A 6,251-nucleotide genomic window follows, 5' to 3' on the forward strand; every position below is an offset into this window, starting at 1 on the left:
GCCGCGGTCAGCGCGGCGCCGGTGGTGAGCGCCGCGCCCGCGCTCACCCGTCCGGACGGGATCGGCCGCTCGGGCCGCTCTCGTGCGTCGAGATTCCGGTCCGCCCAGTCGTTGAGGGCCATCCCCGCCCAGTAGAAGGCGACCGAGGACAACGGCAGCAGCAGGCGCCGCCCGGTCATCTTGAGCCCCGCCGCGGCGGATCCGGCGACCGTGTCGCCGAGCACCGTCAGCGCGGCGGGCGCCCGCACGAGTTCCACGTATGAATTCAAAGCGGGCGCCTTCACAGGGCTCCCGCCCAGGCGACCAGGCGAGCGGTCTGCTCGGCGAAGCGGTGTTCGTCGCTGCCCAGCGGATCCTTGAAGAAGAACCCGAGTTCGGTCAGCGCGCCGCTCTGCCCGCCGGCGTGCGCGGCGGTGACGAACCGGGCGAGGTCGAGGATCAGCGGCGCCGCGAGCGCGGAGTCGTAGCCGGTCCAGGTGAACTGCAAGTTCATGCGCGCGCCGAGGAAGCCCTCGAACGACACGTGGTCCCACGCGGTCTTGATCTCCCCGAGGTCCGGCACGTTGTCGATGTGCAGCGGCGCGGTGACGTCGTCGCCGAGCAACGCGGCGAGCCCGCGGGCCTTGGATTCCAGCTTGCTGTTCGCGGTCACCGGGTCGGCGAGGGTCTCGCCGTCGCCGCCGCCGAGCAGGTTGGTGCCCGCCCAGGAGCGGACCTTCAGCGCCCGCGCGCTGAACATCGGCGCGAGGACGGTGCGGAGCAGGGTCTCGCCGGTCTTGCCGTCGCAACCCGCGTACGGCAGGCCTTCCCGCTCGGCGAGCTTCCGCAGCGCGGGCAACGTGATCCCGGCCGACGGCGTGAACTCGACGTACGGGCTCCCCGCCTTCAGAGCCGCGTAGGCGGACAGGGAACTGGAGGGCAGCACCGCCCGGGCGGGGTCGGCCAGTGCCGCTTCCAGTGCGTCGAGATCTTCGTGTTCGGGCAGGTGGGGGCACGGGGCCTCGGTGGAGGAAACGTTCACGACCACGACCCGCGCGAGGTCGTGCCGGTCGGCGAAAGCTCGGATGTCCGCCGTGAGCCGGGCGGCCGCGTCGGCCTGGGCACCCGTATGCGTCGCCGGGTGGTAGCCGTCGCGGATCTCGGCGTCCACTTCGGCCAGCCCGGACCGGACCGCCGAGAACACCGAGTGCCCGAACACGCCGGCGTGGGCCAGCTGTTCGGCGCGCTTCTCCAGCGGGGTGTGCACGATGTCGTGCCCACCGAGGACCAGATCATCCCAGCCAGGCAACGGAACCTCCGCGAAGGCGGGCAGTTCGCTGACACAGCCGCCTCCGCCCGTCACCCCCGCGCGCAGCGCCAGCAGCCCCACCGCGGCGGTGGTGGCGACAGACCCCCTCGCCCCGATCAACCAGATGCCCGTGCGTTCCTGAGCAGGCATTTCCTCCACCTTTCCCAACCCGAAAAGTCCAACGGCGTTTGTGTTCGGATGGTCGGACGTTTCGGATCGAACCAAGTCGCGGTGTTCTCCGTCCATGCGACTTTCGGCTGGAACTACTTCTCAGCTACTTCCCTTCGTGGTCACACCGGGTACAGCGGTCCATCGCGCCTCGTCGGACGCACTGCGCTCGACCGCGTCCAGGACCTGCTGAACCCTCAACCCGTCCTCGAAGGACGGCTCGGGATCCGTGCCGTCGCCGATCGCGGTGAGCAGATCGGCGACCTCGTTGGTGAAGGTGTGCTCGTAGCCGAGGAGATGCCCCGGCGGCCACCACACCCCGACGTACGGATGCTCGGGTTCGGTGACCAGGATCCGGCGGAACCCGGCCTCGGTGGCGGGCTGGCCGCCGTCGAAGAAGGACAGTTCGTTCATCGACTCGAAGTCGAACGCGAGGCTCGCCTTCGATCCGTTGATCTCCAGCCGCATCGCGTTCTTGCGGCCCAGCGCGAACCGGGTCGCCTCGAAACTCGCCACAGCCCCGCCGCTGAACCGGCCGAGGAACAGCGCGGTGTCGTCGACCGTGACCTGTCCGGTGCCGCCGTCGCCGTCCGGCCGCTCCTTGACGAAGGTGTTGGTCAGCGCGGAAACCCCGGTGATCGTCTCGCCGGTGACGAACTGGGCGGCGTCGACGATGTGCGCGCCGAGATCGCCCAGCGCGCCCGAGCCCGCCTTTTCCTTGTGCAGCCGCCAGGTCATCGGCGAGGCCGGGTCAGACAGCCAGTCCTGCAGGTACACCGTCCGCACATGGCGGATCTCCCCGAGCGCCCCGCTCGCCACCAGTTCCCTGGCATGCGCGAGCGCGGGCACCCGGCGGTAGTTGAACGCCACCATGGACCGGACGCCGTTCGCCCGCGCCTTCGCCGCCGCCTCGGCCATCGCTTCGGCTTCCGCGAGGGTGTTGGCCAGCGGTTTCTCGCACAGCACGTGCTTTCCGGCTTCGAGCGCGGCGATCGCGATCTCGGCGTGGCTGTCGCCCGGCGTGCAGATGTCGACCAGGTCGACGTCGTCGCGGGCGATCAGCGCACGCCAATCCGTCTCGACGTCTTCCCAGCCGAACCGCTCCGCCGCGGCCTTCGCCCGCACCTCGTCACGGCCGCCGAGCACGGCGAGTCTCGGGATCAGCGGTGGCGTGAAGAACCGGTGCACACTGCGCCACGCGTGCGAATGCACCGCACCCATGAACGCGTGGCCCACCATGCCGATCCCGATCGTTTCCTTTGCCGTGCTCATGCCCCTCCTAGATAAGCGTGCGTGTGTCGGGTACGCAGGTCTTACGAGTCGAAGCCGACGTCCATGTACTTGTCGACGTTCTCCTTGGTGACCACCGCGGAGTACGTGGTGATCTCGGCGGGGATCTCGTGCTCGGCGAAGTCACCGGCGCCCTTGCCCTGGCCGAGCAGACGCGCGAGCGAGATCGCCGAAGACGCCATCGACGGGCTGTAGAGCACCGTCGCCTTCAGCGGTTCGGCGTCGGACTTGATCAGGTTCATCGCGTTCTTCGAACCGGCGCCGCCGACCATCAGGAAGTTCTTGCGGTTGGCGTTGTTGATCGCCGCGATGACGCCGACCCCCTGATCGTCGTCGTGGTTCCACAGAGCGTCCAATTTGGACGCCGACTGCAGCAGGTTCGACGTCTGCTTCTCGCCCGACTCCGGGGTGAACTCCGCCGAGACGCGGGGGCCGACGGCGAAACCCTGACGGGCCAACGCGTCCTTGAAGCCCTTGCTGCGTTCCTGGGTCAGCGGCAGCGAGTCGATGCCGGCGACCTCGCCGATCACCGGGCTGGCGATGTTCTTCGCCTTCATCTGCTGGGCGATGTAGTTGCCCGCGTTGACACCCATGCGGTAGTTGTCGCCACCGATCCAGGTGCGGTACGCGAGCGGGGTGTCGAAGACCCGGTCCAGGTTGATCACCTGGATGCCGGCGTCCATCGCCTGCTGGCCGACCGCGGTCAGCGCCTTGCCATCGAACGGCAGGATCACCAGGACGTTGACCTTGGCGTTGATCAGCGTCTCCACCTGGGAGATCTGCTGGTTGACGTCGTTGGTGCCCTCGGTCGCGTTGAGCGTGACCTCACTGAACTTCTGCGCCTGCGCGCGGGCGTTCTTGGTGATGGCCGCCATCCAGCCGTGGTCCGCGGCGGGCGCCGAGAACCCGATGGTGACCGGGGTTCCGGGCTGCGAGTTGGCCCCGGCGTTGGCCACGTTGGCCGCGTTGTTCTGCGCCGGTGCCTCGTTCGAGGTGCACGCGGTCAGCAGCGCACCCGCTCCGACGGCCGCGCCTCCCAGCAGGAAACGGCGGCGGTGCAGGGATTGTTCGGTCATGACGACTCTCCATCCACGGTGACGGGGGTGACCACTAGGTACTCGTCTTGGTTTTCTTCACGGAGCGGAACTGGAGCAGCGCGGCCAGCACGATGATCACGCCTTTGGCGATGTTCTGGATGTCGGTGTCCAGGTTGTTGAGCGTGAAGATGTTGGACAGCACGGTGAAGATCAGCACGCCGATCAGGGTGCCGATGAGCGAGCCGCGGCCGCCGGTGAGCAGGGTGCCGCCGATGACGACCGCCGCGATCGCGTCGAGTTCGTAGAGCATGCCGTTGGTCGAGGCGCCCGCGGTGGTGCGGGCGACGACCATCAGCGCGGCGATGCCGCAGCACAGACCGGCGACGCCGTAGACGAGTGCGGTGTGGCGCTTGACGTTGATGCCCGCCAGCCGCGACGCCTCGGCGTTGCCGCCGACGGCGAAGGTGCGGCGGCCGAACGTGGTGCGGTTCAGCACCACCCAGCCGACGGCGAACACCAGCGCGAACATCCAGATCAGCACCGGGACGCCGAGCAGGTCGCCGCGGAAGAACTCGAGGAAGCCCGCGTCCGACACCACCTGCGTGCGGCGGCCGCTGATGCGTTCCGCGAGCCCGCGGGCCGAGACGTACATCGCCAGTGTCGCGATGAACGGCACGATCTTCCCGTAGGACACCAGGATCCCGTTGACCAGCCCGCAGCCGAGACCGACCAGGAGTCCACAAAGGATCATCACCCAGGGGCCGTAGGACTGGGTGGCCAACGTGGTCAGCCAGACACTGGAGAGCGCCACGATCGACCCGACCGAGAGGTCGATGCCCCCGGCGATGATGACGAACGTCATCCCGACGCTGACCACCCCGATCGCCGCGGCCAGGCGCAGGATCGTGGAGATGTTGCCGTCGGTGAAGAACTGGTCGGGCCGGGTGACCTGGCCGACCACGCACAGGATCACCAGCACCCCGGTCAGCCCGAGCAACCGGGGGTCGGCGGTGAACTTGAATCCGTTCTTCTTGGGTGGCACGGTTTCCACGGCGGCTTCCGTACGCACCGACTCGGCTTGGTCGGTCACGCCGCACTCCCTTCGAGAATCACGTCGAGCACATCCGCCTCTGTCAGCTCCGCAGACGGCTTTTCAGCCAGGACACGTCCTTCACGCAGCACCAGCACCCGGTCGGACAGTCCGAGTACTTCGGGGATCTCGCTGCTGACGAGCACGATCGCGACACCGGTCGCGGCCAGTTCCTCGATCAGCCGGTACAGCTCGGCCCGCGCGCCGACGTCGACCCCGCGCGTCGGCTCGTCCAGCAGCAGGACCCGGCAGCCACGCACCAGCCAGCGGGCGAGCACCGCCTTCTGCTGGTTGCCGCCCGAGAGCGTGCGGATGATCCGGTGCGGGTCGGCGGGCCGGAGATCGAGGCGCCGCAGGCTTTCCCCGGCGTCGTCGAGTTCCTTGCCCCGCTCGGTGAAGCCGAACGTCGCGTATTTGCCCAGGCTCGCCAGGGTCACGTTGTGCACGACGGGCAGGTCCAGCAGGAGTCCCTGGCTCTTGCGTTCCTCCGGTGCCAGGCCGATGCCCGCCTTGACCGCCGCGGACACGCTGCCCGGCCGGACCGGTTCGCCGTCGACCGACACCGAACCCGCGTCCTGCTTGCGCGCGCCGAAGATCGTCTCCAGCAGCTCGCTGCGCCCCGAGCCGACGAGACCCGCGATCCCGACGACCTCACCGGCGTGCACGGTGAAGTTCACGTTCTCGAATTCGCCGACGGTGGTCAGGTTCTCCACCTTGAGGACCTCGTTGCTCGCGTCCACGTGTTCCTGGTGGCGCGGGCCGAACACGGTCTCGACCTTGCGTCCCGCCATCAGCGCGACGAGGTCGGAGGTCGGCGTCTCCTTGGCGTCCAGGCCGGTGGAGACGGTCTTGCCGTCCTTGAGCACGGTGACGCGGTGCCCGATCCGGCGCAGTTCTTCGAGCCGGTGGGAGATGTAGATGATCGCGACGCCCTCGGCGGTCAGCTCGCCGACGATGCGGAACAGGTTGTCGACCTCTTCGCCCGCCAGCGCCGCGGTGGGCTCGTCCATCACCAGCAGTTTCGCGTCGTACGCGAGCGCCCGCGCCATCGAGACCAGCTGCTGCCCGGCCGCGGACAGCTTGCCGACCTCGGTCGACGGCGTGATCTCGGGATGCCCGAGCCGGGCCATCAGCTTGGCGGCCTTGTTCCGGGACTCGCTGATCCGCGTGAACCCGAACGTCGCGCGCTCGCGGCCCAGGAAGATGTTGTCCGCGACGGAAAGTCCGGGCACCAGGTCGAGTTCCTGGTACATGGTCGCGATGCCGATCTTCAGCGCGGCGACCGGCGAAGGCAGCGTGACCGGCTCGCCCTGCCAGAAGATCTCACCGCCGTCGGGACGGTGGGCCCCGGCGAGCGTCTTGATCAGCGTGGACTTGC

The 6,251-nt window shown here is 68.7% G+C and carries 6 protein-coding genes; all 6 read right to left on the reverse strand.

The window, feature by feature from the left end:
* On the reverse strand, positions 1-269 hold a 269-nt coding region (locus CFP71_RS40340; protein ID WP_167406451.1), incomplete at its 3' end, for a UbiA family prenyltransferase.
* A gap of 11 nt (positions 270-280) precedes the next feature.
* Positions 281-1,438, reverse strand: coding sequence for an inositol-3-phosphate synthase (locus CFP71_RS40345; protein WP_093939161.1), 1,158 nt, complete (start codon positions 1,436-1,438; stop codon positions 281-283).
* A 120-nt stretch (positions 1,439-1,558) separates the two neighbouring features.
* Positions 1,559-2,728 carry a Gfo/Idh/MocA family protein gene (locus CFP71_RS40350; protein ID WP_093939157.1) on the reverse strand — a complete coding sequence of 390 codons (1,170 nt, stop codon included), beginning with the start codon at positions 2,726-2,728 and terminating at the stop codon, positions 1,559-1,561.
* A 41-nt stretch (positions 2,729-2,769) separates the two neighbouring features.
* Positions 2,770-3,822, reverse strand: coding sequence for a substrate-binding domain-containing protein (locus tag CFP71_RS40355; RefSeq protein ID WP_093939158.1), 1,053 nt, complete (start codon positions 3,820-3,822; stop codon positions 2,770-2,772).
* 34 nt (positions 3,823-3,856) lie between these two features.
* On the reverse strand, positions 3,857-4,873 hold the full coding sequence (locus CFP71_RS40360) for an ABC transporter permease (RefSeq protein ID WP_093939159.1): 1,017 nt from the start codon (positions 4,871-4,873) through the stop codon (positions 3,857-3,859).
* On the reverse strand, positions 4,870-6,251 hold a 1,382-nt coding region (locus CFP71_RS40365), incomplete at its 5' end, for a sugar ABC transporter ATP-binding protein (RefSeq protein WP_093939160.1). The genes CFP71_RS40360 and CFP71_RS40365, both read right to left, overlap by 4 nt.

The organism is Amycolatopsis thailandensis (genome assembly GCF_002234405.1).
GTDB lineage: Bacteria > Actinomycetota > Actinomycetes > Mycobacteriales > Pseudonocardiaceae > Amycolatopsis > Amycolatopsis thailandensis.

Excerpts from the sequence above, each read along its gene's own strand:
- CFP71_RS40345 (WP_093939161.1), bottom strand. The coding sequence starts at position 1,438 with ATGCCTGCTCAGGAACGCACGGGCATCTGGTTGATCGGGGCGAGGGGG.
- CFP71_RS40350 (WP_093939157.1), bottom strand. The coding sequence starts at position 2,728 with ATGAGCACGGCAAAGGAAACGATCGGGATCGGCATGGTGGGCCACGCG.
- CFP71_RS40355 (WP_093939158.1), bottom strand. The coding sequence starts at position 3,822 with ATGACCGAACAATCCCTGCACCGCCGCCGTTTCCTGCTGGGAGGCGCG.